The sequence below is a fragment of the Dickeya lacustris genome (assembly GCF_029635795.1).
GTDB classification, from domain to species: Bacteria; Pseudomonadota; Gammaproteobacteria; order Enterobacterales; family Enterobacteriaceae; genus Dickeya; species Dickeya lacustris.
In genome coordinates this window covers 3,327,097-3,353,058 of the sequence record NZ_CP114280.1, presented here as the reverse complement: position 1 = coordinate 3,353,058, position 25,962 = coordinate 3,327,097, and the positions used below count along the sequence as shown (strand labels likewise).

20 protein-coding genes, 1 pseudogene and 2 CRISPR repeat arrays (1 of these 23 only partly in view) are annotated in these 25,962 nt (G+C 54.8%); of the genes and pseudogenes, 7 read left to right on the top strand and 14 right to left on the bottom strand.

The features are described 5' to 3' along the window. Window positions 1-24: 24 nt before the first annotated feature. Window positions 25-729, top strand: coding sequence for a UTRA domain-containing protein (locus tag O1Q98_RS15130; RefSeq protein ID WP_125260564.1), 705 nt, complete (start codon window positions 25-27; stop codon window positions 727-729). A gap of 16 nt (window positions 730-745) precedes the next feature. Here the strand turns inward: O1Q98_RS15130 and O1Q98_RS15125 are convergent, their stop codons facing one another. After that, entirely contained in the window at window positions 746-1,165 is a 420-nt protein-coding gene (locus tag O1Q98_RS15125; RefSeq protein ID WP_125260565.1) for a hypothetical protein, read from the bottom strand. Window positions 1,166-1,665: 500 nt separating this feature from the next. On the opposite strand from O1Q98_RS15125, the gene dusA reads away from it, so the two are divergent. The 3 genes from dusA (at window position 1,666) to O1Q98_RS15110 (ending at window position 3,326) form a co-directional block, all read left to right on the top strand. After that, a complete protein-coding gene (gene dusA, locus O1Q98_RS15120; RefSeq protein ID WP_240632828.1) occupies window positions 1,666-2,616 on the top strand; it encodes a tRNA dihydrouridine(20/20a) synthase DusA in 951 nt (316 codons plus the stop codon). A 247-nt stretch (window positions 2,617-2,863) separates the two neighbouring features. Then, window positions 2,864-3,082 (top strand): envelope stress response protein PspG, encoded by a 219-nt coding sequence (pspG, locus tag O1Q98_RS15115; protein ID WP_125260567.1) that lies wholly within the window; start codon window positions 2,864-2,866, stop codon window positions 3,080-3,082. 55 nt (window positions 3,083-3,137) lie between these two features. Further along, complete coding sequence (locus tag O1Q98_RS15110) at window positions 3,138-3,326, top strand: hypothetical protein (protein WP_125260568.1); 189 nt, start codon at window positions 3,138-3,140, stop codon at window positions 3,324-3,326. 165 nt (window positions 3,327-3,491) lie between these two features. Here O1Q98_RS15110 and O1Q98_RS15105 read toward each other — a convergent pair whose 3' ends face one another. Then, a complete protein-coding gene (locus tag O1Q98_RS15105; RefSeq protein ID WP_125260569.1) occupies window positions 3,492-4,481 on the bottom strand; it encodes a quinone oxidoreductase in 990 nt (329 codons plus the stop codon). 122 nt (window positions 4,482-4,603) lie between these two features. Between O1Q98_RS15105 and dnaB the strand changes: the two are divergent. After that, window positions 4,604-6,011: pseudogene (dnaB, locus tag O1Q98_RS15100) on the top strand (replicative DNA helicase). 34 nt (window positions 6,012-6,045) lie between these two features. Continuing rightward, the gene (gene alr, locus O1Q98_RS15095) at window positions 6,046-7,122 is read left to right on the top strand and encodes an alanine racemase (protein ID WP_125260571.1); all 1,077 of its coding nucleotides are present in this window, start codon (window positions 6,046-6,048) and stop codon (window positions 7,120-7,122) included. A gap of 159 nt (window positions 7,123-7,281) precedes the next feature. Here alr and bhsA read toward each other — a convergent pair whose 3' ends face one another. From bhsA to O1Q98_RS15065, 6 genes are all read right to left on the bottom strand, one after another. Beyond that, a complete protein-coding gene (gene bhsA / locus O1Q98_RS15090) occupies window positions 7,282-7,530 on the bottom strand; it encodes a multiple stress resistance protein BhsA (protein ID WP_125260572.1) in 249 nt (82 codons plus the stop codon). Between the two features lie 242 nt (window positions 7,531-7,772). Continuing rightward, complete coding sequence (locus O1Q98_RS15085; protein WP_125260573.1) at window positions 7,773-8,552, bottom strand: transporter substrate-binding domain-containing protein; 780 nt, start codon at window positions 8,550-8,552, stop codon at window positions 7,773-7,775. Between the two features lie 145 nt (window positions 8,553-8,697). After that, window positions 8,698-9,384 (bottom strand): hypothetical protein, encoded by a 687-nt coding sequence (locus tag O1Q98_RS15080; protein WP_125260574.1) that lies wholly within the window; start codon window positions 9,382-9,384, stop codon window positions 8,698-8,700. Between the two features lie 138 nt (window positions 9,385-9,522). Then, window positions 9,523-10,716 carry an amino acid aminotransferase gene (locus tag O1Q98_RS15075; protein ID WP_125260575.1) on the bottom strand — a complete coding sequence of 398 codons (1,194 nt, stop codon included), beginning with the start codon at window positions 10,714-10,716 and terminating at the stop codon, window positions 9,523-9,525. 39 nt (window positions 10,717-10,755) lie between these two features. Continuing rightward, the gene (locus O1Q98_RS15070) at window positions 10,756-11,385 is read right to left on the bottom strand and encodes a YitT family protein (protein WP_125260576.1); all 630 of its coding nucleotides are present in this window, start codon (window positions 11,383-11,385) and stop codon (window positions 10,756-10,758) included. A 258-nt stretch (window positions 11,386-11,643) separates the two neighbouring features. Further along, on the bottom strand, window positions 11,644-12,120 hold the full coding sequence (locus tag O1Q98_RS15065) for an Lrp/AsnC family transcriptional regulator (RefSeq protein WP_125260577.1): 477 nt from the start codon (window positions 12,118-12,120) through the stop codon (window positions 11,644-11,646). A 369-nt stretch (window positions 12,121-12,489) separates the two neighbouring features. Between O1Q98_RS15065 and O1Q98_RS15060 the strand changes: the two genes are divergently transcribed. Continuing rightward, window positions 12,490-13,863, top strand: a complete 1,374-nt coding sequence (locus tag O1Q98_RS15060; RefSeq protein ID WP_125260578.1) for an amino acid permease — start codon at window positions 12,490-12,492, stop codon at window positions 13,861-13,863. A 451-nt stretch (window positions 13,864-14,314) separates the two neighbouring features. Then, window positions 14,315-15,302: direct repeats of the CRISPR family, unit length 28 nt; unit sequence TTTCTAAGCTGCCTATCCGGCAGTGAAC. A gap of 128 nt (window positions 15,303-15,430) precedes the next feature. Here the strand turns inward: O1Q98_RS15060 and cas6f are convergent. From cas6f to cas1f, 6 genes are all read right to left on the bottom strand, one after another. Further along, window positions 15,431-15,985 (bottom strand): type I-F CRISPR-associated endoribonuclease Cas6/Csy4, encoded by a 555-nt coding sequence (cas6f, locus tag O1Q98_RS15055; protein WP_125260579.1) that lies wholly within the window; start codon window positions 15,983-15,985, stop codon window positions 15,431-15,433. A gap of 4 nt (window positions 15,986-15,989) precedes the next feature. Continuing rightward, complete coding sequence (gene csy3 / locus O1Q98_RS15050) at window positions 15,990-16,997, bottom strand: type I-F CRISPR-associated protein Csy3 (protein WP_125260580.1); 1,008 nt, start codon at window positions 16,995-16,997, stop codon at window positions 15,990-15,992. Window positions 16,998-17,013: 16 nt separating this feature from the next. Further along, window positions 17,014-17,967, bottom strand: coding sequence for a type I-F CRISPR-associated protein Csy2 (csy2, locus tag O1Q98_RS15045; protein WP_125260581.1), 954 nt, complete (start codon window positions 17,965-17,967; stop codon window positions 17,014-17,016). Continuing rightward, window positions 17,964-19,301 (bottom strand): type I-F CRISPR-associated protein Csy1, encoded by a 1,338-nt coding sequence (csy1, locus tag O1Q98_RS15040; RefSeq protein WP_125260582.1) that lies wholly within the window; start codon window positions 19,299-19,301, stop codon window positions 17,964-17,966. The genes csy2 and csy1 overlap by 4 nt, the downstream gene beginning before the upstream one ends. Before the next feature lie 395 nt (window positions 19,302-19,696). Continuing rightward, the gene (cas3f, locus tag O1Q98_RS15035; protein ID WP_125260583.1) at window positions 19,697-22,975 is read right to left on the bottom strand and encodes a type I-F CRISPR-associated helicase Cas3f; all 3,279 of its coding nucleotides are present in this window, start codon (window positions 22,973-22,975) and stop codon (window positions 19,697-19,699) included. Beyond that, window positions 22,972-23,973, bottom strand: coding sequence for a type I-F CRISPR-associated endonuclease Cas1f (gene cas1f, locus O1Q98_RS15030; RefSeq protein WP_125260584.1), 1,002 nt, complete (start codon window positions 23,971-23,973; stop codon window positions 22,972-22,974). The genes cas3f and cas1f overlap by 4 nt, the downstream gene beginning before the upstream one ends. A gap of 297 nt (window positions 23,974-24,270) precedes the next feature. Continuing rightward, window positions 24,271-25,962: a CRISPR direct-repeat array (repeat unit 28 nt; unit sequence GTTCACTGCCGGATAGGCAGCTTAGAAA) (it continues 668 nt past the right edge of the window).

The window sequence follows — 25,962 nt, the reverse complement described above, 5'->3', positions numbered from 1 at the left end:
GCACAATCTCAAGGCTTAATGGTGATGAAGATGCAATCCACGAGCGTGACGCTAATCAGTGACAATCTGGCCAGACGTATTCGCCAGGGCGAATTTGCCGCAGGCCGCCTTCCCTCTGAACGCACGTTAAGCGAACAATTTTCCACCACCCGCATCACGCTGCGTGAAGCGCTGGCGTTGCTGGAGTCGCAAGGCATCATCTACCGGGAACTGCGGCGCGGCTGGTTCATCTCCGCGCCGCGACTGAGCTATAATCCGCTGCACAGAAGTCATTTTCATGAAATGGCGGAAAAACAGGGCAGGCAGGCGCAAACGCAGGTATTGGATGCAGACGAGGTCGCCGCCAGCGCCGCTATCGCCCGGCATTTAGCGCTGGAGGAAGGTGCTCTGGTGTATCGCATTCGGCGGCTACGCCGCCTTGACGGGCGGGCGGTGCTGTATGTGGAGCATTATCTCAATCCGGCCTGGTTTCCCGGCCTGCTGGACTGTGACCTGACTGAATCGCTCACACAACTTTATTACACTCGCTACGGTATTCGTTACGGTCGGGTGCGTTTTACCATGCTGCCAACACCGCTGCCGCCGGTTGCCGCCCCCACGCTAAAGCTCGCGCCCGGCAGCCCGGCGCTGTTTATCACCCGCATTAACCGCGACCAGCATGACCGTATTATTGACTGCGACTGCGAATACTGGCGTTACGACGCGCTCTATATTGATGTCGAGGCGTAACGCCAGGGCAGAAAAATTAATTCAGCGGGTTCGCATAGATTTGCCAGGCACCTTTAATATTTTTCAACTCAATATTATTGATAAGACAATGATTTGGGTTATTCGGCAGAGGATCTTTCGTTACTGTCGCATTTTTATTGAGCAGTGTTGATGCATTAGTGGCACCAGCCTGATTCAACGGGTTGGGATGTTTGGTATCAGTCATAATTAATGCTTTGACTTTCGCGCTATCCACGCCTGAATTCGTTTGAGAACACAGGGCGGAAACGTTTTGCAATTTTCCCGGATAACCATCCTGATTTTTATAATTCTCATCCATATTGGCTGCGCCATAACGCACCACCAGCGCACCTTTAGGCACATCGTTGACTGCCGCAAATGAAGACACTGACACCATTGCACCCATCACCATCAACAATACATGTTTACTTTTCATTTCAACCTCATAACGTTATGTTCAGGATGACCAATAAAAATGGAATATCTTCACTTCAGAACGTGAAGATAGAGTTCACACCATTGAGTAGAAATAAATAAAAATAACCACACAATGAATAATTAAAATAAAAAACAGTAAGTGCGCCACAATAAAAAACCCAGGCGACGCTAATAAGCGTGGCCTAAAAAAACATTTATTCAAGTCAGAGAGGCAATAAAGATTAAATATAAAGGAACACCCAAAATGACTATTTCACTATTATTTATACGCGACGAAATAGATAAAAAAGAAATTAATTGGTTCTCCATAATGTCCTGATGCGCCGATCGGCACCGCTTACAACAGCCATTGCGCTATCTTTAAATCACGTTATATTACGCCTCTCATTTTCACCCAGGTAACGAGCCCGCCGCATCATGAGCACATCCGACCTCACGCCCGCATCGCTTTCATCGCTTTCATCGCCATTCTGGTATGGCCGCTTCTCCATTGCCCCCATGCTGGACTGGACTGACCGCCACTGCCGCTATTTCCATCGGCTGTTGAGTCGCAACACCCTGCTGTACACCGAAATGGTCACCACCGGAGCCATTTTGCACGGTAAAGGCGATTATCTGGCTTATAACGATGAAGAACATCCGCTGGCGTTGCAGCTTGGCGGCAGCGACCCGCAGGCGCTGGCGCAATGCGCGGCGCTGGCGCAACAGCGCGGTTATGATGAAATCAATCTCAATGTCGGCTGCCCGTCTGACCGGGTGCAAAATGGCCGGTTTGGTGCGTGCCTGATGGCTGAGGCCAGTCTGGTGGCGGCCTGTGTCCAGGCGATGCGCGAGCGCGTTGCTATTCCCGTCACGGTGAAAACCCGTATCGGTATCGACAATCAGGACAGCTACGAGTTTTTATGCGATTTCATCCGCACCGTTAGCGAACAAGGCGGCTGCGACACCTTTATCGTCCATGCCCGCAAAGCCTGGCTGTCTGGCCTGAGCCCCAAAGAGAACCGCGAAATTCCGCCGCTTGATTACCCGCGCGTCTATCAGCTCAAACGGGATTTTCCGGCGCTGACGATAGCCATCAACGGCGGCATCAAAACACTGGCTGAGGCACAGCAGCATTTGCAACACGTTGACGGCGTGATGGTGGGGCGCGAAGCGTATCAGAACCCTGGCCTGCTCTGTGACGTCGATGCTGCCCTCTTCGGTGGCGAGCCGGGGCCAACGCCGTTTGATGCCGTGGCCGCCATGTACCCCTATATTGAGCGCGAACTCAGTCGCGGCGCGCAGCTCGGCCATATTACCCGTCATATGCTCGGGCTGTTTCAGGGCTTGCCGGGCGCACGTCAATGGCGGCGTTACCTGAGCGAAAATGCTCATCGTCAGGGGGCAGATGCCCGCGTGGTCGAACAGGCGCTGGCGTTAGTCAGCCGTCCATCCATAGTAAACGCCTGATATCCTGCGTCTGCGCCCCACACAACGGGGCGTAAGTCACGCAGCTTCCCGCCCGTGTCCTCATCGTTGTATTTTTCGCCGCTTTTCCTGGCCAATTGTTGGCGAAAATCACCACACTGCAGCACAGTGAAAAAACAAAATCACTTAAAATCAAATAGATAAAATAATCACATCTTGGCATGGTTCTTGTAATTCTGATGACAAAGGGAGGGATAAGCCACTCCCGGAGCACACTACAGGAGCAGTCATGATCGAGATTTTCTTTGTTATCGGTTTTTTCATCATGTTGGTGATAACCGGCGTGTCATTACTGGGGGTACTGGCTGCACTGGCGGTGGCGACGGCCGTGATGTGGCTGGGCGGGTTTGTGATACTGATCTTCAAACTGCTGCCGTGGCTGTTACTGGCGCTGGTCGTCGCCTGGTGCTGGCGCTACCAACAGAAAAAAACGCTGCGACGCTATTAAGCGCCCGCCGCAGGCAAACGGCACGCGTGCATCGCTGAAATACCCGGCAGGCCGCATGCCGGACATGCCGGACCTGCCGGACCTGCCGGACCTGCCGGAATTGTGCGCCAGCAAAGATTTTTTTCCAAAGCCCGGTGATAAGCTTACTGGTATCGGTTTCATCGACAAGTTTCATCAACAATGTGTGCAGGCAACAACAATGTCAATGATGACAACGCCAACGCTGGCACCTCACACGTTGTGATACCGCTGTACCCTACAATACAGCCCGTGGCATCACGGTTGATGAAATACCTGCGTAGTCAGCCCGCGCTGAAATCGCACGGCAATACCTCAGTAAACAATGCCTCAGTAAACAGCGCCTCAGTAAACAACGCCTCCATCTGGAGGCGTTGTTTTTAGCGCAGGCTTACAGGCCGGGAATCAAAAGGCTGGACCCCTGAGTCTGGCGGCTTTCCAGCGCCCGATGGGCTGACTGGGCATCTTCAAGCGCAAAGCGCTGGCTGTCCGGCACGTCCACCTTAATCGCGCCGCTCGTTATCATCGTAAACAGCGCCTGGCTTGCCTGTTCGAGCTCTTCACGGGTAGTGATGTAGCTAAATAGCGACGGGCGTGTGACATACAGCGACCCTTTCTGATTGAGAATCCCCAAATTCACCCCCGTCACCGGGCCGGAAGAATTCCCGAAGCTGACCATCAGGCCGCGACGTTGCAGACAATTAAGCGACGCTTCCCAGGTCTCCTTGCCAACCGAGTCATACACCACCGGGACTTTCGCTTCACCGGTTAATTCCAGTACGCGCTGGGCAATATCCTGAGTACGGTAATTAATCACCGCCCAGGCTCCGGCCTGCAACGCCAGTTCCGCCTTTTCGTCTGACCCCACGGTGCCAATCAATTTCGCGCCCAGCGCTTTTGCCCACTGACAGGCAATCAGCCCGACGCCGCCTGCGGCCGCATGGAACAAAAACACCTCGCCGGGCTTAATTTCATAGGTCTGGCGCAGCAGGTAATACACCGTCAACCCTTTGAGAAACGACGCGGCCGCCTGCTCAAAACTGATGCTATCAGGCAACAAGGCCACTTTATCGGCAGGTACGTTATGGTATTCGCTGTACGCCCCGAGCGCGGCCTGCGCGTACACTACGCGGTCGCCCACTTTCAGGTGCTTCACATTCGCTCCGGTTTTCACCACCACACCGGCGGCCTCCGTACCCAACCCGCAAGGCAGTGCGGGCACCGAATACAAACCGGCACGGAAGTAGGTATCGATATAATTAATTCCGATAGCGTGGTTTTCCACCTGTACATCATTCAAGCCGGGTTCACGCGGCGTGTAATCAACATACTCCAGCACTCCCGGGCCGCCGTGGTCGCTGAATTGAATACGTTTAGCCATATAACCTCCTCAATAACCTCACCTGTTTGCCTGCAAATACCGACAGGCATATGTCATTCCGCTTTTCGGATATACAATGCTCCCACCCCTAAAGGTAAATCAACCGGTAAAGAACGCGTTTCATGGCAGAAAAAAAATCCCCCTCCAGACCGACAGACACCCGCGACCGTCAGGTAGAAGGTTTAAAGCTACCGCCGCACTCGATTGAGGCAGAGCAATCCGTGCTCGGCGGCTTAATGCTCGACAACGAGCGCTGGGATAATGTTGCCGAGCGCGTCAGTGCGAACGACTTCTTTAACCGCGCTCATCGGCTTATCTTTACCGAAATGCAACGCCTGCTGGAAATGAGCAAGCCGATTGACCTGATAACCCTGTCAGAGTCGCTGGAGCAAAAAGGCGAGCTGGACTCTGCCGGTGGATTTGCCTATCTGGCTGAACTGGCGAAAAACACGCCAAGTGCGGCCAATATCGGTGCTTATGCCGACATCGTGCGCGAACGCGCGGTCGTCAGAGAGATGATTGCCGTCGCCAACGAAATCGCCGACGCCGGTTACGACCCACAAGGCCGCAGCAGTGAAGAATTACTGGATCTGGCGGAATCGCGCGTGTTTCAGATTGCCGAAAACCGCGCCAGCAAAGACGAAGGCCCGAAAAGCATCGACCGGATTCTGGAAGATACCGTTTCACGCATTGAGCAGCTCTATCAACGCCCGCACGACGGCGTGACCGGCGTGTCGAGCGGGTATCAGGATCTGGACAAAAAGACCGCCGGATTACAGAAATCCGACCTGATTATCGTCGCCGCCCGCCCCTCGATGGGGAAAACCACTTTCGCCATGAACCTGTGCGAAAACGCGGCGATGACGCAGGAAAAACCGGTGTTGATCTTCAGCCTGGAGATGCCCGGCGAACAGATCATGATGCGTATGCTGGCTTCGCTGTCGCGCGTTGATCAGACCCGCATCCGTACCGGCCAGCTCGACGATGAAGACTGGGCGCGCATCTCCAGCACCATGGGGTTGCTGCTGGAAAAGCGCAACATGTACATTGATGACTCCTCCGGCCTGACGCCCACCGAAGTGCGCTCGCGGGCACGCCGGGTATTTCGCGAGCACGACGGCCTGAGCCTCATCATGATTGACTACCTGCAACTGATGCGGGTGCCGTCACTGTCAGATAACCGCACGCTGGTAAATCGCCGAAATCTCCCGCTCGCTCAAAGCATTGGCAAAAGAATTGCAAGTGCCGGTCATCGCGCTGTCACAGCTTAACCGCAGCCTGGAACAGCGTGCGGATAAACGCCCGGTCAACTCTGACCTGCGTGAATCCGGCTCTATCGAGCAGGATGCCGACCTGATTATGTTCATTTACCGTGATGAGGTGTATCACGAAAATAGCGATCTGAAAGGCATCGCGGAAATCATTATAGGGAAGCAGCGTAACGGGCCGATTGGCTCTGTGCGTCTGACCTTTAACGGGCAGTGGTCGCGTTTCGATAATTACGCCGGGCCACAATATGATGACGAATAACTGTGGATACCCATCCACGCACTAAGGACTCAGAATGAAAACGGCAACTGCCGTCATTGACCGCCAGGCGCTACGCCACAACCTGCATCGCATCCGGCAACTCGCGCCACACAGCCGGGTGATTGCGATTGTCAAAGCCAACGCCTACGGGCATGGCGCACTGGAAGCGGCCCATACTTTTTGCGACGCCGATGGCTATGGCGTCTCTCGCCTCAGCGAAGCGCTGGCATTACGCGAGGCTGGCATCACGAAACCCATTGTGCTGCTAGAGGGTTTCTTTTGCGCCGATGACTTACCCTTGCTGGCGCAACATCAGTTGGAAACAGCCGTACACAGCGAAGAACAACTGGCAGCGCTTGAGCAGGCGGACTTGCCCCATCCGCTCACGGTCTGGATGAAAATTGACACCGGCATGCACCGCCTCGGCGTTCACCCGGAGCAGGCGCAGGCGTTTTATACCCGGCTGTGTGCCTGCGCTAATGTGGTGCAACCGGTGAACCTGATGAGTCACTTCAGCCGGGCCGATGAGCCGCAGGCGGGCACTACCGAAGCACAACTGGCCTGCTTTGATGCCTTCACACACCACAAACCGGGCCTGCAATCTATCGCCGCGTCTGGCGGCATCCTGCTCTGGCCACAGGCGCACCGCGATCAGGTGCGTCCCGGCATTATTCTCTACGGCGTGTCACCGCTGGGAGAAGGCGATGCCCGTCAGTGGGATTTTCAGCCCGCCATGACGTTAACCTCACACTTGATAGCCGTTCGCGAGCACCGTGCTGGCGAAACCGTGGGCTACGGCGGCACCTGGTTAAGCCCGCGCGATACGCGTCTTGGCGTGATTGCAATCGGTTATGGCGACGGCTACCCGCGTGATGCCAAAGCCGGTACACCGGTCTGGGTGAATGGCCGTATCGTGCCGCTGTCAGGCCGGGTCTCGATGGATATGATAACCGTTGATCTGGGGCCGGACGCACAGGATAGCGTGGGCGATGAGGTCATTTTATGGGGCGGGCCGCTGCCGGTTGAGCAGGTCGCCGCCCATAATGGCATGAGCGCTTATGAGCTCATCACGCGGCTTACCTTGCGCACCCATCTGGAATACGTCGGTTAAGTGTTTCCCTTTCCTCGCACGCTATGCGCTGACGTGCTGTAGCAAACGCCAGAAAGCCCGAACCCCGGATAATCCGGGGCTCGGGCTTTCTCGCTCTACGCCTTGTCACAGGCGGCTAACAACCAGCGAGGGAATACTCGGTCAACAAAGACACGGTAATTAGTTATACAGTTCAGCGACGGCACGCATCTGATCATCACCGGTCGCAGAGATGATACGGAATGATTTTGCGCCAGCGGCATCCGCTTTAGCCGACAGTTGAGTCTGTAGGTCATCAAGCGTATAGCCTGTTGCCGACACGGTGCCCAGATCGCGACTCTGTGCCGATTGCACTTCAGTCGCCGCCAGTGAGCCAAAAGAAACGGTAGCCAGAGCGATAGCAGCAACAACAGTTTTAATCGATTTCATGATAAGCCTCTTTAAGTTATTCGGGTCAGGAAGGTCAGTCAGCCTTCGATGTGAAGAAGCATAACGCCGTTATGAGGCTGTTAAAATCGAGTTAATTTGCCGAGCACCATCAATTTTTTTGAAGAAAAAAAGCACCAAAAGGTAAGCAAAGATACGCTTCTGGTGCGCAATAAAAAAATAATCCACTGACATAAAGTTTCAATGCACTAAATTACATTAACTTACACGACTTTTTCGATATATTACTCTGGTTTAGCCACCCATTCAGAAATAATCCTCCGGTATTCCCCGTTAGCCTTAGATAAATGCAGCCACTGATCGACATATAACTTCCAGCTCATATCGTCGCGCGGCAACATATACGCCTTTTCCCCATACTGAAGCGGCGCATCCGGGTTTAGGGCACATAACTGGGGATAGCGCTTTTGCTGATACAGCGCTTCTGACGCATCGGTAATCATCACATCAGCCTGCTTATCCACCAGTTGCTGAAAAATCGTCGTATTGTCATGCAGCATCAGTTGCGCGTTCGGCAAACGGGCATGCACAAACGCCTCATTAGTACCGCCAGCGGGTTCTATCACCCTGACAGACGGCTGATTAAGCTGCCCGAGCGTCTGGTATTTCTCTTTATCGACACAACGCACCAGCGGGATCTTGCCATCCACATCGAGCGTACTGGAAAAGAACGCTTTTTTCTGGCGATCCAGCGTAACGGAAATCCCGCCCATGGCGATATCACACTGGCCCGACTGAAAATCCGGCATCAGGGTTTTCCAACTGGTTTTCACCCACTCAACTTTTGCACCCAGGCTTTTTGCCAGCGACTGCGCCATTTCAATGTCAATGCCCTCATAGCCTCCCTCACCATTCAGCGAGGAGTACGGGCGATAATCACCGGTCGTGCATACCTTTAACACGCCACGTTCCTGAACTGCATCAAGATGAGACGCCGCGCTGGCCCCTCCCGCGAATCCCAGCGACAGGATGAAAGAAAAAATGGGTAAATTATATTTATTCATACCAAATCCTTACACAGGGAGTCAGCGATAACCGTAGTTTTCATTTCTGCAATAACGGCCATAGTCCTATTCACTGAGCAGATCATAAGCCTGGCTGTTAGCACATCGACATATCATCATGAAGCCCAATGAATTGAACCATAAATTATATTACTGTTTTATTGTGAAAATAATTCCCCCACGGCTCTCCGCTAAACACATCGAATATACCAATTGTGCGTAAGAACTCGGGAATGACATTCCCATCCCTGGCTATTGCCTCATCATAATCCATAAAAAGAACATTATCCTTACCCACAGCATCAATAAAGAACTGTTTTTTACTGTCATAATCTAGCAGCCAGTGATCTTTACCAGAATAGGCAAAGTTATTTCTATCGTTAGTCGGTGGCGGATTATGCTTAGTAAGTTCTTTCTGATAGGAAATAAAATAATCCTCTTTGTTTCTGAAACAAAAGACAAAGGTTACATGACAACCGGGAAACAATGCCAGCAGTCGTGCCATCTCATCCTCATAACGGATATAAGAGTTTCCCTCAGCAGAGAAAATACACGTTTCAAAAGGCGTTTCAGATAAATACGTCGAAATAGACATTTCTATTTTTCGACGATATTCATCATAATCATCAATCGGCATGGAAAGCTTAAATGGCGTCATTCTTTCCGGGCGAAGAGATGAGGTGTGCAGTTCAACATGATTATAAGGAAGGTGTATACCTTTATAATAATCGATGTTATGTTTATTTAAAATAGAATTATTTTCCATCAAGAAGTGCTGAATAGCCGTTGTGCCTGTTTTATGCATCCCGCAATGTATAATAATATTTTTCATCATCATTCTCTTTTATTTGATTGTTATAATTTTAATTATTTTATTACTTATTTTCCAGATTTTTATTATCCAAAAAAAACCCGCCATAATGCGGCGGGGTTAATCTTTCATAGCTATCTGACTTGTCTGACAGATGGTTTACTGCACCGCAGCGAATGCTGCTGCCACTTGTTTAACATTCTGAAGATTCAGGCCCGCCATGCACACGCGGCCACTGGCTATCAGATACACGCCAAACTCTTCCCGCAGACGATCAACTTGCGCGGCGCTAAATCCGGTGTAACTAAACATACCGCGCTGGGTCAGCAGGTAGTCGAAATTACGCTGCGGCAGCGCCTTTTTCAGCTCATCAACCAGCGTCTGGCGCATGGCCAGAATACGCACGCGCATCGCTTCCACTTCCGCCTGCCAGCTGGCATTAAGCGCAGCATCGTTAAGCACACGCGAGACAATCTGCGCCCCGAAATTCGGCGGGCTGGAGTAGTTGCGGCGCACCGTCGCTTTTAATTGGCCCAGCACGCGCGTAGCAGCATCGCTGTCTTCGCACACCACAGAAAGCCCGCCCACGCGCTCACCATACAGCGAGAAGATTTTGGAAAACGAATTGCTGACTAACGCGGGCAGGCCTGCGCTGGCAATCGCGCGAATGACATAGGCATCATCGTCCATACCGCCGCCAAAGCCCTGATAGGCGATGTCTAAAAACGGAACCAATTCACGGCTAATCAGCACTTCAACCACGCGATCCCACTCGGCGTGCGTCAAATCCGAGCCGGTCGGGTTATGGCAGCACGGATGCAGCAGCACAATGCTGCGCGGCGGCAGCTGTTTTAGCGCGCTAATCATCCCTTCGATATTCACGCCCAGCGTATCGGCGTCAAAATAGGGGTAGGTATGCACATTAAAACCAGCACCGGCAAAAATAGCGATGTGGTTTTCCCAGGTTGGGTCACTCACCCACACCTCGGAATCCGGGAAATAGCGCTTGAGGAAATCCGCCCCGACTTTCAGCGCCCCCGAGCCGCCGAGCGTTTGAATCGTCGCGATACGCTGCGCGTTCAATGCCGGATGGTGTGCGCCAAACAGCAGCGTTTGCACTGCGCTACGGTAGGCTGCGAGCCCTTCCATCGGCAAATAAACCGAAGCCTGATGCGGCTCGGCCTGCATTTGCGCTTCGGCGGCGTTGACGGCCTGTAACTGAGGGATAACCCCCTGCCCATCGTAATACAGCCCGATGCTGAGGTTCACTTTATCGGTGCGCGGGTCTTGCTTGAATTTCTCCATCAGCGACAGGATAGGGTCGCCTGCATAGGCGTCAACATTCTGGAACACGGTTGGTTACACTCCTCAGGTAAAAAGTTCGGCAATGCATCAGGCAAGATAGCGGCCGGGGCGATGATTCATGGCGATGATCAGGTTCAGCACCGCCGCGCCCAGCAGCGATGCCAGCAACATCGGTATGCTTACCACGAACAGGGAAGCCAGCACAATGCTCACATCCACCGCCATCTGGAATTTTCCAGCGCGGATTCCACTTTTGTCCTGCAAATAGAGCGCCAGAATATTCACTCCGCCAAGGCTGGCGCGATGGCGGAACAACACGATAAAGCCAAGCCCCATCACCGTGTTGCCAAACAACGTGGCATAAACCGGTTGCAGATGATCGAAATGAATAAATAGCGGGTGCAAATCCGAAAATAGCGACACCAGCGCCACGGCACAGAACGTTTTTAGGGTAAACGCCCATCCCATACGGCGGATCGCCAGATAATAAAACGGCAGATTAAGCAGAAAAAACGCGCTGCCGAACGACAGTTTCACCGCGCTGTGCTGGGTAACATAATGCAGTAAAAACGCCATTCCCGCCGTGCCACCGGTTAACGCACCGGCCTGACGCAATAAAATCACGCCAAATGACACCATCAGCGTACCAATCAACAGCGCCAGAATATCTTCCAGCGCGCTGTGTGAAACGGTTTGAGGGGAAACAATGTTGTCCATAAAAGGTCTGCCTGAAATAATAACGCCAACGAACGATAAGCCAGTTCAAGCAAAAACCGCACCAGTTCACCCGCGCCCGACGAAAACCCGACGCCACAAGCAGGTTAAACCGCGCTAACACCTTGAATAAACATAATGAAAAATGATGATTGTTTCGTGCATTTTTTAACGGCTAATCGCTTTATCGTGTATTAATCAATGAGTAATTACACCAATCATGCGAAAAATGCACTTTAACAGGGCAACTCATGCACTCAATTAGAGCAAGGGTGACGCCGGCGTCATCAGCCCATTCTCTTTTAGCCGGTTCAGCACCACCGAGGTTTTCAGGTGCGCCACGCTTTTATTGCGCGCCAGAATCTGGCTAATCAGCGCGCTCAGGCTATGTAAATCAGCCACCGCAACCTTCAACATGTAATCGGCATCACCGGTGGTTTTATAGGCATCAATAATCGCCGCTACATCGCCCAGCATCTGGTGGAAGCTGTCTACACATTCTTGTGTGTGATTGATAAGCCGTACCTCTATCAGGCCCAGCACTTCAAGCCCAACGGCATCCGGCGCCAGCCGGGCGTGATAACCCAGAATCAGTTGCGCCTGCTCAAGCGCAATACGGCGGCGGGAACACTGCGAGGCCGACAAGCCGACCAGCTCACTCAACTCCTGATTGGTAAGGCGTCCGTTGGCCTGTAGCAGTGTCAGCATTTTCAGGTCGAAATCATCAATGTGGTACATAGCCCTGCCTTGCCAAAAGTCACAAAAATAACAGACTAACAGCTTTTTTTGCCACCGGAAGCCCGTTATGTAACATCGTCATCGCACTGGCGATTTTTTACCACGCCGCACTGCACCATACTGGTTCATGGTTGTGTATTAAGGTGGTTATTTTGGCTCAATTTTTGCCAAAAACCCGTTATTGATGCACAAAAAATCCACACGCCCGCCATAAGCGCAAGAAACGCGCGCCGCGATTTTTCTATCGTGATTCAGCCGGTTAACGCGCCGCCCGCGCACAACCGCGACAGCCAGCAATCCAATTGGCCCGATAATTGCTGTGTTGCAGGCAACATCATAACAATCACCGTCTGTTTTTGGGGGCAAAGGATGGATACACAGCAGCAACCTCAGCTTAAGCGCGGGTTAAAAAACCGCCACATACAGCTTATCGCGCTCGGCGGCGCCGTGGGCACCGGGCTCTTTCTCGGCATTGCCCAAACGATTCGCATGGCCGGGCCGTCTGTTTTACTCGGTTATGCCATCGCCGGCGTTATCGCGTTTTTCATTATGCGACAGCTAGGGGAAATGGTGGTGGAGGAACCGGTCGCAGGTTCGTTCAGCCATTTCGCACACCGCTACTGGAGCGGTTTTGCCGGGTTTATGTCGGGCTGGAATTACTGGGTATTGTATGTTCTGGTGAGCATGGCGGAACTGAGCGCCGTGGGCATTTACATTCAATATTGGTGGCCGCACGTGCCCACCTGGGTGTCAGCGGCGATTTTTTTCGTGGCGATAAATGCCATCAATCTCACCAACGTTAAAGTCTATGGTGAACTGGAATTCTGGTTTGCCATCATCAAAGTCGTCGCTATTCTTGGGATGATTGCCTTTGGCGGCTACCTGCTGTTCAGCGGCCTCGGTGGGCCGCAGGCCAGCATCACCAACCTGTGGCAGCAGGGCGGCTTTTTTCCTAATGGCCTCAGCGGTATGGTGATGGCCATGGCGGTCATCATGTTTTCGTTTGGCGGGCTGGAGCTGGTCGGTATCACGGCCGCCGAAGCCGATGACCCGGCAAGAAGTATTCCCCGCGCCACCAATCAGGTTATCTACCGGATTTTGCTGTTTTATGTGGGAGCGCTGGCAGTGCTGCTCTCACTCTACCCGTGGCAGAAAGTGGTGGAAGGCGGCAGCCCGTTTGTACTGATTTTTCAGGCGCTGGACAGTTCGCTGGTGGCGAATATCCTCAATCTGGTGGTGCTCTCCGCCGCGCTGTCGGTTTACAACAGTTGCGTTTACTGCAACAGCCGCATGCTGTTTGGGCTGGCGCAGCAAGGTAACGCGCCGCGCGCACTGCTGCGTGTCAACGCGCGCGGCATTCCGCTTATCTCACTAGCGGTCTCGGCGCTGGCGACGGCACTGTGCGTGCTGATTAACTACCTGATGCCGGGCAAAGCCTTTGAATTGCTGATGGCGCTGGTGGTTTCCGCGCTGGTGATCAACTGGGCAATGATCAGCATCACCCATCTGAAATTCCGCCAGGCCAAACAGCGTGCCGGGCAGGAAACGCGCTTTAAAAGCCTTGGCTACCCGCTCACCAACCTTATCTGCCTGCTGTTTCTGGCCGGTATTCTGGTCATTATGGCGATGACGCCGGGCATCCAAATCTCCGTCTGGCTTATTCCCTTCTGGCTACTGGCTCTGGGGGCGGGTTACGCCATCAAACAGCGCAAACAGGCGGTAGCAGTGTTGACGGTAGAGTAACGTTTTCGGGCTGTTGGTAAACAGCCGGGGTGCTGCTGGCGAATGTGCTTGTCGAATGTATGTGGGGACGGAGGGTGATTTCGTGCGGGATAAACCGAGTCGCTTCTTTGCCACATCATCGCACGCACGACAAGGAGAGGTGCAAGCGCCACCTCTCCTTGACCTCTGGCTTGATGGCTAAACTACGCCGCTGCGCGGTGCCTTCGCTGTTCGGACCGCCCATTACGCGTTTACTCGCCCCATCCCTGGGGCTCGCCCTTCGGGCCAGCGTAAACGCTGTTCAAAAACGCTCCCGGCGTTTTTGTCAGACGCGGAATGGGCTTGCACGGCATCCATGCCGTGCATCCGGCGAAGTCGCCCACCTCAGCGTAGTTTTAACGCCAGTAAACCCGTCAAGCGCTGCCTGTGCGGCAGTGAACGTTGGCAGCATTAATGCGCTGCCACAGCCAGCTTCCTAAGCTGCCTATCCGGCAGTGAACGCCAAGCCTGTGAGCCGTCACCTTCTAGGGCTTTTCTAAGCTGCCTATCCGGCAGTGAACATTTATCGGCCCCAGCGAGGGTGAGATTGCTTTTTCTAAGCTGCCTGTGCGGCAGTGAACAAGTGAAACGCTTTTGTCGAGTGCCAGAAGGCTTTCTAAGCTGCCTGTGCGGCAGTGAACTGGCCAGGGTTACAGCGTCATAACCGCTGTTCTTTCTAAGCTGCCTACTCGGCAGTGAACATGCGCGGGTGTCCGGCGATGCGCAGGTGTCCTTTCTAAGCTGCCTACTCGGCAGTGAACTTCCCGTAGCCCAGCCAATCGTAATCAATGCTTTTCTAAGCTGCCTATCCGGCAGTGAACGCTCTCTTCGTTGATTCCTGCGCTCTCACGCCTTTCTAAGCTGCCTATCCGGCAGTGAACCAACAAGCAAGGGCAACGCTCCACTGCAGCCGTTTCTAAGCTGCCTATCCGGCAGTGAACGAGAATAGCGCTAACCATTCATGTCGCCCTTTTTTCTAAGCTGCCTATCCGGCAGTGAACACCATCTTACTCTGGTTTATCCCCAGCAAGCTTTTCTAAGCTGCCTATCCGGCAGTGAACCTGGTTCGGGGGGATGGTGTAATGGTATCGATTTTCTAAGCTGCCTATCCGGCAGTGAACCCCTGAAGTATGTGCCTGCCGTGCCTGTCTACTTTCTAAGCTGCCTATCCGGCAGTGAACCCACGGGCGCTAATCTCTGGCCGCCTCAAACATTTCTAAGCTGCCTATCCGGCAGTGAACCAGTCCCCAACGATTCCAGTTAGGTTTCTGTCTTTCTAAGCTGCCTATCCGGCAGTGAACTTGAAATCGCCGGAAATCCGGCGTCAGGTCGTTTTCTAAGCTGCCTATCCGGCAGTGAACGAGTAGAAATGTATTATTACCTCATTCCAGACTTTCTAAGCTGCCTATCCGGCAGTGAACTGTAGCGAATAATCGCTTATCACCTGATTGTTAAAGAAAAATTGCCATTTTCCCGGAAAAACCCTTTTTTCTGGCGGTCAAATTGCGGTATTAAAAATCAATACGTTACAACTGGCCGCAAAAAAGGGTCAAAACCACGGGATGGTGGCGGTCGCGCTTAAGCCGTAGCTGGAGAACACACCGGCGACCGGTTTGTCCTGCAGCGGGCCGTGCTCGACAAACAGTAAAAACGTTTGTCCGCTGGAAAGGCTACGCAGCGGCAAATACGGCAGCGAGGTGCGTTTTTCCACCGCATAGGGAATGCGGGCATCGGCTTCATCCGCAGTCATTCGGCCTTTACTCACCGCCCGGCGGCGCAGGCGCTCGGCGCTGCTTTTCACCTGCACCCGGCGCACGGTGCGGTACTGCGCCCCCGCTGGCACCGGTAGTGCCTCGGTGATGGTGCTATAGTCGCGCAGCCCTGTGCGCCAGCCGGTTTGTTCCAGTGCCGTCAATGCCTGCACGCTGCCGTGCAACCGCAGCCGCGCACCCAGCGTTTTGCCCACCTCCGGGAAGCTCACGCCGATGGCACCCGTTGCGTGCTGCCCCAGCGCCCGGTGCAGCTTGGCAAACAGCGCACTTAGTAACTGCACCGCGCTGAACTCCAGGTCAGGCAACACCCGAATCTCGATATAGTAGTCCATAGGGTTACTCACCTTTTTCGCCAAACACCCCGCCGCGAATCAGTGTGGCGATCACGTAGTGCTGCTGCGCCACGTCTGGCACGTTGCCCTTGATAACCCAGCTATCCAGCAGGGTGTAAAAATCCATCTTGTCTTTTGGCTGGCGATACGCACGGCCACGACTGGTGACAGAACCATAGGGTTCAACCGCAATCGGCCCGGTTTCTGCCGCTTGCGGGTGCCAGTCATCCACTGTGCGCAGCGCATTGCCGATTTTCTGGGAATGCATCGCCGCCACGCCGTTAACCTGATACAGAATTTTGCTCTTGCCGTTGCGGGCGCGCTCATCCAGCACCAGTTCTTGGGACGGGAACACCTCCTGCCCATTGCCCAGTTTCACCTGCGCTTCCACACGGAAAAACGCCGAATCGCTGCCCGCCAGCGCCTGCTCAATGGCGTGGGCCAGTTCGGCCAGTGCGCCTGAAGGTTGGCTAAACTGGCGCAGTGAGTAGTCTTCGCCATTGAATTCCCAGCGCTTATCCTCGTGCGTCACCACCACCTGCACCGCTTCTGCGCCGATGCGGTTGCGCCACAAGAAGCGACCGCTGGCGATATTCTCGGCGTAACGCGCCGCCAGCACGCCAAACCCCTGCTCGCGGGCGTAACCGTTAATCAGTTCGGTCAGTGCTTCTTGGTAATCCTGATCGTTACACACCGACGGCAGCGCCAGATTGCCCAGCACCCGCAGGGTGAAGGCCACTTTCAGCGTGTCGGCATCAAACGGCAGCGCTGCCACATCCACCGTTTGCAGGTTGGCTTTTTGAATTTCGGCATCCAGTTTAGCCGGGTCACTGCTGAGGGCATTTTTTAACCGGTTGGAGATGGTGCCGCGTACCGATTTTTCCTGAATCACCACCGGCTGCCAGTTCTCCTGCTGCCAGTTGCCCGCCAGCATCTGAGCATCGGAATTCGCCAGTTTGCGCTCAAACGCCAGTACCGATGCAGTTTTCAAGGTAGTTGCTGCTTTTGCCATGGTTTCAATCCTTGTCTCAGTAGTTGAATTCAAGTTCTGGATAATCATCATCTGCTGCGCTGTCTGCGTCGTTGACGGTTTGCAGGCAGCGGTAGGTGTGGTGTTGATTGTCGCGTTGATAGAGGTAACGCCAGAAAATACGGTTGATGTCGTCAATACGGTGTGCGCCACGCCACTCGCCAACGCCGTAAATGGCTTCGGCAAAACAGAACGGGGTGGACGGGTCGCGGGTTTTCGCCACCTCGCCGGGGTTGTACAACGGTGAAATGGCGCGGTAGCCGGTCATCAGCGGCACCAGATAGCCGCCTTGCGGTTTCGGCAATGGCTGCCAGCTTACCGCCTCATCCGGGGAACGGACTGCCTGATATTTCAGGGCAGCGAAATCCAGCCAGGCATCCAGCATGTCCGCCTGCGGGTTGGTCTGTTGCAGGGTGTCAAGATGCGACGATAACAGCGCCGTGCGGTCTACCAGCACAAAGCCCGGCAGTAAACGGCGCATCAGGCTGCGGGTGGCAGTGCCATTGGCAGGGATGTCATGGAAGCTTACCTGTTCGATATCCACAATCAGCCCGCCCGCCAGCCGCTGTTGTTGTACCTGTTGCTGCACCTGCTGGCGAAGCGCCTCACGCCCGTCTTCACCGGGCAACATGCCGTGGCATTCGATAAGCAGCGACACGGTGAGGTGCATTCGCCCCTCTTCGTTAAAAGCGGCGGTTTTTTCCTCTTTGGTCAGCGGGTTACGCGTCAGCGCAAAGCTGCGGTTCCAGCCGTTGCCGTAAGCGTGAACCTGATGCTGATGGCACACCACACCGCAGCCTTCCAGCCGCAAACCGTGGGATGCCTGCAACTGGCGCGACAACGCATGGGTAAAGCCGAGAAAATGGCTGATGGCAGGAAAACCGTAGGTGTGCCCGGCAATGGCGTTGGCGTTTTCCACTACAATACGTCGCAAAATCATCAGGCTACTCATGCCAGTTCCTCCTTCAGCGCGCGTTCGGTTTCCCGCAGGCGCTGCTTAAACAGCGCGGCGGTGGACCACTCGCGGCGTTCCACCTCGCCGAAAATCAGTTTTTTGTGCTGCAATCGATCATTTAGCCACTGGCCAAATTCATGGGCGACCTGTTCCTTCCAGTCCCCTCCTTCGCGTGCATAACGAAAAGCGTCATCATGCTGGCAGCGCCTTGGGTCAAGCCACAGTTGCAGAGGGACATTCAGTTGGGAATACGTGCTCCAGCCCGCCTTGCCCAGGTTTTGTACCGTGGCGACATAGTCAAATAGGGCGTTGATCAACCGGTCGAGGTAACGCCTGCGCTGGTTGCGAATATCGCGGTTGTTGTCCACCTCTTTGACGCTGAGCAGGAATTGCTGCAGCTCCCGGCGCGCAGTGTAGGTCAGTGCATCCACCTCACCCCGTTCACGGAAGATGGTGTCATGCTCCAGCGGCAGTTTGATTTGGCTGAGCCACTGTGACGGCGCACTGCTGAGCAGATAGGAGCGACCACTGCGGGCAGAATTAAGCGCGGAAATATTTTGCGGCTTGGTGCCGCCCATATTCTGCACTGCAATACCGGGGTAGCTGACATAAATCTCATCGTGCCAGCGCTTCTCATACCGGGCCTCGCGGATGGCTTTGGCCTGCTCACCAAAGCGCACCGCGTTCAGGCGTTGGTCCAGCGCCTGCGACAGTGAAGAGGAATAAAGCGGGCTGAGTAAGTGGTATTCGCCGTCACCCACCGGAAAATAGATCTGCTTTGCCAGCTTGTGGGAACTGGGTTGTTTATCGCTCAACACCTGCCCGAACCCGGCCAGCCACTGTGCAAGCTGCTCTGCGTTTTCTGCCAGCGCTTGCAGCGCGCGGTGGTCGCCCCGCTGTAGCGCCGCCACCAACGAATCACCCTGATGCTCGGTTTGCAGCAGTTTGGCCACATCCAGCGCTGCGGCGTTGCCGACGGCATCAATCGCTGGTTGCGCCAGTGATGCGGTGGAGAGCACATCCGTAGCCGTTGCAGGCTCATTGCTGAACACACTGCTGCCTTTGGCATCGCTGTGGGTGAATTTCAGCGCGTGGGTCACCAGGCTAATCTGCCCGGCGCGGCTGGCGGCATCCGTCAGCCAGGTGCGCACCTCATAGGCCTGCTCAATCTCACGCCGCTGCTGCAAAAGCGCCACTTCCGCTGCAGCCAACGCTTCACCGCTTAACGCCGCCCGTTGTTTGTCGGCGGCCTTATCGAAGGCATCCAGCTTGGCCTGCTTTCGGGTTTCGATATACGACAGGATAAACGCTTGCAAACCCTCACTACTCATAGTCGATTCCTTGAGCGTGTTATCAATTGTGATTAGTTACGGTTAATATTTATAGAAAAAACCGAGAACCACTGGGCCTTTACTGACGAGTCCGGTGGATTACTGACAGTCATAGATACCGGCCTCATCAGCAGACCAGCAACAATACAAAGTACCGCGACACACAACATCTCTACGTTAGCTGGCCTCATATCATTAACGCCTCTTATCAATAAAGGATGAGGCGCATCATAGCTCAGCCGGAACAAAAATATCAACCTATATACCTCATCTTTTATTTCATCACTTTTGCCTTTATCAATATGACTCGATACAATAATTTCACTGCCGCATAGGCAGCTTAGAAGTATATGCATCAACTATTATCATTAACTGCCGCACAGGCAGCGGCGCACTCACTTGAGTGCGCCAAACACCCCGAGCCACGGGTGCCAGCACCACACCCGGTTGTCGCGGGTGCTGATGCTGATTTCACCAAAGCGGTCGCTGACTCTGGCGAGTTCCCATTGTTTTTCCTCGGCCAGTTGCAGATAACGCGCGGTGTAATCCATCTCTACCCAGAGGCTGACGCCATCGGCCATGGCCTGTTGCACTGAGCGAATCTCATCGATTTCTTTCCAGCCGCTCGGGCCGTCGTCCTGCAACATAAAGACCGGATCGTCGCCTTCGTCTTCCAATCGCAGCCAGTAACGCTGCTGCGGGTCTGAGCGGCGAAACGGCGTGTGCCGCTGCAGTTCGCCGTTCCAGTGCAGCGACTTGCGCCACCACAGCACAGCCGTTGGTTGTGAAGACGACCCGTTTTTCGGCCCAAACAGTTTTGTTGCCAGCGCCGCATGTTCCAGCGAAATCAACGTGAAGGGTTTTTTCAGCACCGGCTCGGTAATGCGCGGTGTGGCGCTGATGGTCTGGTAATCCTCCGGTTTGAGGATCTCCCGCAGGTCGTGACTGGCAAGCGTTAAGCCGTCTTTCGATTCAAAACCCGGCTGGCAAAACGCCACCGTCTCGCCTTTCAGCGCCCGCACGTTGTGGCTTAACAGATAAAAGTTGGGTGAGGCTGGCACATACTCGTCACGCTGGCGGTGGCGCAGAATACGCCCGGCCAACTGAATCACAGAACGCATCGAGCTGGGTTCGGCGATGGCCCAGTCATAATCGTGGTCACGGCCCACTTCCGCCACCGAGGTGGCCAACACCACAAACAGGTGATGCTGCGGCGGCTGCTGTTCGATGGCGTCACGAATTTCCGCCACCTGCCACAGTGCCTCGGGGTCTTTGCGCATCAGGGCTGCATCCAGCCGTGCTTCAATGTGGGAGCGCATCGCCAGCGGGTGCTGGCTGTGATAAACGCAATAGTGCACGCAGTGATCCGGCGGTGAAGGCATCGCCATCAGCGCACGCGCTACTGCCACCAGCGGGTTGATGTTTGCCATGCGAATCAATCCCAGCGACACGGTTTTGCCGCCGGAATGCGTCTGGTGATGGTGCTGATGCAGTGCAAACAACCGTTGGTGCAGGGTTTGCGCCAGCGCCTGACACACCGCGCTCGCCTCTCGCGTCGGGCTTGCCACCGGTTCAATTTCCGCCCAGCGCAGCCGCTGCTCCTGCTGTTGCAGCTTGTCGATACGCCCGGCGACAAACGCCTTATGCTGTTTGGCAAAAGCGTCGGTATCAGCAAGCTGATGGCACTGGCTGTCGAATTCATCAAACCAGCCGCAGCAAATACTCAGCGGCGTACCCGGTTCCCCGTAAGCCTGCTGCCAGGCTTCGCGCCCTTTCAGGTAGGCTTCGAACAGCGCGCGGATCAACGCCGGTGGCAGCGTGGCGGAGGACAGCAATACCCGTGAGCCGAGCATCCCCGCCCAGTTCACCAGCCGACACAGCGCGGGCAGGTCTTCCAGCCCAAAATCGTCCGGCTCGTCCAGCACCAAATCCGAGGTGAGCAGCCGCAGCATCGGCGCAATCTGGTGGCCGCCGCGCAGGCTTTCGGTCGCGGGCATCAGGTGGTCGATAGTCGTCACCAGCACCGGCGCACTCAGCAGTTGATGCAGCGTCGGCGATTTTTTCAGCCAGGTTTTCAGCCGCCCGTCATCCAGCGAGCCGTCGTAACTGACGTACTGATGCTCGCTAAACAGCGACTCAGCCGATTCGCTGCCGGTTTGCACCACACGCGTTTCCTGCTCCTGCTGGCGCAGCTCATGCAGTTCCTGCACCGCCTGCGAGCCAATTAACACCGCCAGGTCGTCCTCATCTAACGTCAGGCGCTGGCGCAGGGCATCGCCGGTTTGCAGCGTCAGGGTGCGCAGGCCAAGTGCTACCGAAAAGCGGCACCCGACGGATTCGTCTGCCAGCGCGTACATAATGCGGGCATTCGCCAGCGTCTTGCCGCGCCCGGTAGAGGCCATGTTGACGCCAAAGAAACCGTGGCGAGCCGCCTGTTCACGTATCGCACAGACCTTGTCAAACGTCCGGTCTTGCCAGCGGAAGCGCGCATCGGTGCTGCGCTGGCGAAAGCCTTTGTGCCGGGTGATGGCTGGCAGCGTATCGCGCAGGTGCGGCAGGCTGCGCCCGAGCAGCAGCGCATTCTGCGCCACGCCGACGCAGTGCTCGTCCAGCCGCTGTTTGAACACGTTTTTCTCGGTATTAGCCCACACCGTATACTGCGGGTCTTGCCAGCCGGGGGTGGCATCGGAAGAGGAATAATGGTGGTCTGCCAGCATCAGCGACAGCCGCGCCAGATGCACCGTCAGCCGTTGGTCCAGTTGGCCGAAGGTCATCAACGAGGGTAACTTCAGCGCACGGGCAGCGAACTTGCGCGCCTTTTCACACCAGACGCGGCTTTGCAGCGGCGTGCCGTGCGGGAACTGCCACACCTGTCGCCATTCCTGCGCGCTGATATCCGGGCGCAGGTGGTTAATGGCATTCCAGCGCGGCGAGAGATGTTCATTGAGCCAGCGGTCGATGAACTCCAGTTGCGGCGCTCCACCCGATTCGCCTTCCGTCAATCGATGAAACATCGGCAAGCGATGGTGCGAGACAATCAGCCAGCCCACCACCTGCGCCAGCGGCGGCAGGCTGTTAAATGGCGACGACTTGGAGACTTTCGCGTCCTGCTGCAAGCGCGCCAGCAACGCCGCTTCCTCCTCCGCGCGGATAGCGGCCAGCGCCGTCAACCAGCCGGTATCGTCCTGCTCGCCGACAAACGCCTGAAACAGCCGCAGCGACACCCATTCATGGCGCAGCGGCTGGCTGCGCGGCCCCTTGCCCCGCAACCCGGCCTGAAACAGCGCATTGGCCTTGCCGATGTCGTGAAACAGCCCGGCCATCGCCGCCAGCAGGCTGAAGGCTTCAGCACTGTGCCACGGGTTTTCATCCTGGCTGCGCAGAATATCGCGCTCGGTGCGGTTGGTCGGCACGCTGCCTTGCGGGTTGAAGCGCCGCAGGTTGCCGACAATCCACAGCAATTCGGTGTGATTGGCGCTGCGGATCCAGTGGCAGGCCACCGCTGTGTTGCGCCGCGCGGTTTTACGCAGCAACTGGCGCAGTGTTTTCAGCCCCTCAGCGGTAATGGCGGTCTGCCAGGTGCGTTCCCCTTTGCGCTCGGCGAACTGGTCCAGCACCCGGCGGGTTTCCACCAGCGCCCGCTTGTTGCATTCGGAAATCAGCAGGATGTTCATTGCGCCCCCTGACTGCCGCTTTTCGCCACCTGGCTTAATTGCTGCGCCACCTGTTGCAGGCTGTCGATCATCACGTCCAGCGCCTCGGCCTGACGAAACGACGTCAGGCAGCGCTGGCGAAAGTCCTGCTCGTCTTCCCCTTCCATGGCGGCGATAAACGCCTGCGGCAGAATCAGCGCGTCTTTCATCAGATCCGCCACATCAAACACCAGCCCGCCACGGCGGGTTTTGCCGTGCAGCACCGCCAGCCCATGCGGCAATCCCAACACCCACAGCGCCACCGCCGCTAACCCGTAAGCCAGATAGTTGCCGTGGTCGAGAAATCGGTTCGCCATGTCGGTACCGCCACCGCGTTTAGCGCGGGTAAACTCGCCATAACTCACCGCGTTGGCCGCCAGCCGGTACAGCGCTTTGGTCATCATCGCTTCCTGCACCAATACGTCGTTACTGGTGTGGCAGTTCGCCAGCCCCTGCTGATAGCGGTTAAGCAGTGCTTCCACATGTTCGGGTTTGATGGCGAAACGCGACTCGCGCGCCAGTCGCCCGCCCAGCCAGTGCTGGCGAATCTGGCCGATGCGCACCTGCTGAAAGGCAACCGCCGCCGCCAGCCGCTGCTCTTCGTGAAACCAGAAGCTGACCCAATCCTGCAAATACTCAGTAGGGCGGTATTCACTTTGCGGCGACAGCCACGACACCGCCACGTCGGCCTCATTGGCGGCGAACAGCGGTGTGCCGCCACCGCCGCAAAAACCGACCATCACCCCGGCACGGGCAAATTCCCGCATCGCCGCCTGCGTGACCGAAGTGCCGGTGCCGAGCATCACCACGCTGGTATTGGCAATCGGGATATTCCAGTACAACGACTGATTCCCCTCTTCGGTGACATATTCCACCCGTCCGCCATTCACCAAAATACGGCAATGCTGGAGGTAATAAATATTGGCGCGTTTGGAATGCAGAATGGTTTTTAAATCCGACGGGCTGAATACGTTATCCATAAAACGGTTTCTCTGTGGTGGTGATAAAGCAACCCCACCCGCGTAATAACACGCAGGCTAATAATTGATTGGAAAACACGTAATACACTGGAAAGTAACGAGAATTAACCTATCACAACCCAAGCAGGAAAGTGAATGACGCCGAAAAGACTTTCCTTATTTGCACACCCTTTTTTTTCGCTGCTATTTTCGATACTGAAAAATCAATCAGTTACCGATAGTCGAAAAAAAAGGGTCTGACAGCGAAAATCGCCAATTGCGGGCAGGAATACAACGGGTTAGAGTCAACGGGCTACAGTTCACTGCCGGATAGGCAGCTTAGAAAGAACGGCAAAGAACCATTTTGAGGAATAATAAGTTCACTGCCGGATAGGCAGCTTAGAAAGATGACCGAGATGCGCAAAGCTGCGCTCATCTGTTCACTGCCGGATAGGCAGCTTAGAAATCTCTTTCCACCATATGTAAAAATGGAAATACGTTCACTGCCGGATAGGCAGCTTAGAAAAGTCGCTCGCGCTCGGCACTTGTGAGGGGTGGGTTCACTGCCGGATAGGCAGCTTAGAAAAGCGGTAGTTTCCAATGTCACTGCTTGCTCAAGTTCACTGCCGGATAGGCAGCTTAGAAATGTAGTGCCGGATGTTGGCGATCTGCCGGAGCGTTCACTGCCGGATAGGCAGCTTAGAAACTTAAATCACAGGGATTCATGTCTGGCATTCAGTTCACTGCCGGATAGGCAGCTTAGAAATAAACCCGATGGCTGTTAAAGCCCATCTCTACGTTCACTGCCGGATAGGCAGCTTAGAAAGCTTACAATCTGGGGCGTCTTAACTGGAACGAGTTCACTGCCGGATAGGCAGCTTAGAAAAAAGCGGGGAACGTTGTAAGAATATTGCTGTTGTTCACTGCCGGATAGGCAGCTTAGAAAAACCAGCTATCAGAGCTGGGATGTGAATCCGAGTTCACTGCCGGATAGGCAGCTTAGAAATTGGATGGCGAACAGTTTGCGCAGTTGAGCGTGTTCACTGCCGGATAGGCAGCTTAGAAAATCGCACCGGGGCTTGCGCCCATCGACGGTCTGTTCACTGCCGGATAGGCAGCTTAGAAACAACGTATTCCGATGAAAATACGGGGAGATATGTTCACTGCCGGATAGGCAGCTTAGAAATGCATGCGGATACCAAACGGAGCAATAGCGGTGTTTCACTGCCGGATAGGCAGCTTAGAAAATCTAAAGCAGAATTCAAATCAGAAATGAAACGTTCACTGCCGGATAGGCAGCTTAGAAAACTGCGGAAATTGCCGCAGCGTTGGGGCGGGTGTTCACTGCCGGATAGGCAGCTTAGAAAATCAGGTAGCTGGTATCCGGCTACCTTTTCTTGTTCACTGCCGGATAGGCAGCTTAGAAAGACTTAAAATCTCATGCGCCACGTTGATTCCTGTTCACTGCCGGATAGGCAGCTTAGAAATAACGGAATCGCATATGGCCGAAAAAACCCCCGTTCACTGCCGGATAGGCAGCTTAGAAATGATGGATGAAGGCTTTGTTCATTGGACGCTGGTTCACTGCCGGATAGGCAGCTTAGAAATATCACAATCAGCTTGGGCGCGGTGGCTACTTGTTCACTGCCGGATAGGCAGCTTAGAAATGAATACCCAGGAACAGAGCGCGAGCGGCTGGGTTCACTGCCGGATAGGCAGCTTAGAAATGCGCCTGGAGCGGAAAATCATGTTCCTCCACGTTCACTGCCGGATAGGCAGCTTAGAAAAGCGGGTTTTTCTTAAACATGATTGTCAGGTAGTTCACTGCCGGATAGGCAGCTTAGAAAAGTTGACGCTGAGTGGCCACAACGTTGCTAATGTTCACTGCCGGATAGGCAGCTTAGAAAAGCAAAGCGGTAATCATCGGCCAGCACTCTGCGTTCACTGCCGGATAGGCAGCTTAGAAACCCAACAAAGGGGGCGCAGCGATGGATGCGGCGTTCACTGCCG

What these genes read in the sequence shown, in the direction of transcription:
- bhsA (WP_125260572.1), bottom strand. Translation starts at nt 7,530, where the DNA reads ATGAAATCGATTAAAACTGTTGTTGCTGCTATCGCTCTGGCTACCGTT.
- O1Q98_RS15070 (WP_125260576.1), bottom strand. Translation starts at nt 11,385, where the DNA reads ATGGACAACATTGTTTCCCCTCAAACCGTTTCACACAGCGCGCTGGAA.
- pspG (WP_125260567.1), top strand. Translation starts at nt 2,864, where the DNA reads ATGATCGAGATTTTCTTTGTTATCGGTTTTTTCATCATGTTGGTGATA.
- O1Q98_RS15060 (WP_125260578.1), top strand. Translation starts at nt 12,490, where the DNA reads ATGGATACACAGCAGCAACCTCAGCTTAAGCGCGGGTTAAAAAACCGC.
- cas1f (WP_125260584.1), bottom strand. Translation starts at nt 23,973, where the DNA reads ATGGATAACGTATTCAGCCCGTCGGATTTAAAAACCATTCTGCATTCC.
- O1Q98_RS15065 (WP_125260577.1), bottom strand. Translation starts at nt 12,120, where the DNA reads ATGTACCACATTGATGATTTCGACCTGAAAATGCTGACACTGCTACAG.
- O1Q98_RS15105 (WP_125260569.1), bottom strand. Translation starts at nt 4,481, where the DNA reads ATGGCTAAACGTATTCAATTCAGCGACCACGGCGGCCCGGGAGTGCTG.
- O1Q98_RS15085 (WP_125260573.1), bottom strand. Translation starts at nt 8,552, where the DNA reads ATGAATAAATATAATTTACCCATTTTTTCTTTCATCCTGTCGCTGGGA.
- csy2 (WP_125260581.1), bottom strand. Translation starts at nt 17,967, where the DNA reads ATGAGTAGCCTGATGATTTTGCGACGTATTGTAGTGGAAAACGCCAAC.
- cas3f (WP_125260583.1), bottom strand. Translation starts at nt 22,975, where the DNA reads ATGAACATCCTGCTGATTTCCGAATGCAACAAGCGGGCGCTGGTGGAA.
- csy3 (WP_125260580.1), bottom strand. Translation starts at nt 16,997, where the DNA reads ATGGCAAAAGCAGCAACTACCTTGAAAACTGCATCGGTACTGGCGTTT.
- csy1 (WP_125260582.1), bottom strand. Translation starts at nt 19,301, where the DNA reads ATGAGTAGTGAGGGTTTGCAAGCGTTTATCCTGTCGTATATCGAAACC.
- alr (WP_125260571.1), top strand. Translation starts at nt 6,046, where the DNA reads ATGAAAACGGCAACTGCCGTCATTGACCGCCAGGCGCTACGCCACAAC.
- O1Q98_RS15080 (WP_125260574.1), bottom strand. Translation starts at nt 9,384, where the DNA reads ATGAAAAATATTATTATACATTGCGGGATGCATAAAACAGGCACAACG.
- O1Q98_RS15125 (WP_125260565.1), bottom strand. Translation starts at nt 1,165, where the DNA reads ATGAAAAGTAAACATGTATTGTTGATGGTGATGGGTGCAATGGTGTCA.
- O1Q98_RS15110 (WP_125260568.1), top strand. Translation starts at nt 3,138, where the DNA reads ATGCCGGACATGCCGGACCTGCCGGACCTGCCGGACCTGCCGGAATTG.
- dusA (WP_240632828.1), top strand. Translation starts at nt 1,666, where the DNA reads ATGCTGGACTGGACTGACCGCCACTGCCGCTATTTCCATCGGCTGTTG.
- cas6f (WP_125260579.1), bottom strand. Translation starts at nt 15,985, where the DNA reads ATGGACTACTATATCGAGATTCGGGTGTTGCCTGACCTGGAGTTCAGC.
- O1Q98_RS15130 (WP_125260564.1), top strand. Translation starts at nt 25, where the DNA reads ATGAAGATGCAATCCACGAGCGTGACGCTAATCAGTGACAATCTGGCC.